This window comes from Rhodopseudomonas sp. BR0C11, from assembly GCF_010820945.1.
Taxonomy (GTDB): domain Bacteria; phylum Pseudomonadota; class Alphaproteobacteria; order Rhizobiales; family Xanthobacteraceae; genus Rhodopseudomonas; species Rhodopseudomonas palustris_H.
Genome location: NZ_QTKI01000732.1, coordinates 1 through 1,118, shown reverse-complemented (window position 1 = coordinate 1,118; position 1,118 = coordinate 1). Strand labels below are relative to the sequence as shown.

The 1,118-nt window shown below is 64.2% G+C and carries 1 protein-coding gene; it reads right to left on the bottom strand.

Annotated elements, in window-relative coordinates:
- Positions 1 to 1,118: elongation factor Tu (gene tuf / locus DYI24_RS26955; protein ID WP_164574501.1), on the bottom strand; the 1,118-nt coding region annotated here is incomplete at its 3' end.

Sequence of the window (1,118 nt, the reverse complement as noted above, 5' to 3'; positions counted from 1 at the left end):
TCTTCCATCGCGATCGGCACGATCAGGTGCACTTCCATCGCGATGTTGTCGCCCGGCATCACCATCTCGGTGCCTTCCGGCAGGTGCACCACACCGGTCACGTCGGTGGTGCGGAAGTAGAACTGCGGACGGTAGTTGGTGAAGAACGGGGTGTGGCGGCCGCCCTCTTCCTTGGTCAGGATGTAGGCTTCGGCCTTGAACTTGGTGTGCGGCTTCACCGAACCCGGCTTGCACAGCACCTGGCCACGCTCGACGTCTTCACGCTTGGTGCCGCGCAGCAGCGCGCCGATGTTGTCGCCCGCCTGGCCCTGATCGAGCAGCTTGCGGAACATTTCGACGCCGGTGCAGGTCGTCTTCTGCGTCGGGCGGATGCCGACGATTTCGATTTCCTCACCGACCTTGATCACGCCGCGCTCGACACGACCGGTCACCACGGTGCCGCGGCCCGAGATCGAGAACACGTCTTCGACCGGCATCAGGAACGGCTGGTCGATCGGACGCTCCGGCTGCGGGATGTAGGCGTCGACCTGGCGCATCAGCTCCAGGATCGCGTCGTGGCCCAGCTTCGGATCCGAGTTCTCGAGCGCCGCCAGCGCCGAGCCCTTCACGATCGGAATGTCGTCGCCCGGGAAGTCGTACTTCGACAGAAGCTCGCGCACTTCCATCTCGACCAGCTCGAGCAGTTCCGGATCGTCGACCATGTCGCACTTGTTCAGGAACACCACCAGCGCCGGCACGCCGACCTGACGGGCCAGCAGGATGTGCTCGCGGGTCTGCGGCATCGGGCCGTCGGCCGCCGACACCACCAGGATCGCGCCGTCCATCTGCGCCGCACCGGTGATCATGTTCTTCACGTAGTCGGCGTGGCCGGGGCAGTCGACGTGCGCGTAGTGACGGTTCTGCGTCTCGTACTCGACGTGCGCGGTCGAAATCGTGATGCCGCGCGCCTTCTCTTCAGGCGCCTTGTCGATCTGGTCATAGGCCGTGAACGTCGCACCGCCCGTCTCCGCCAGAACCTTGGTGATCGCCGCAGTCAGCGACGTCTTGCCATGGTCGACGTGACCGATCGTCCCGATGTTGCAATGCGGCTTCGTACGTTCAAACTTTGCTTTGGCCAT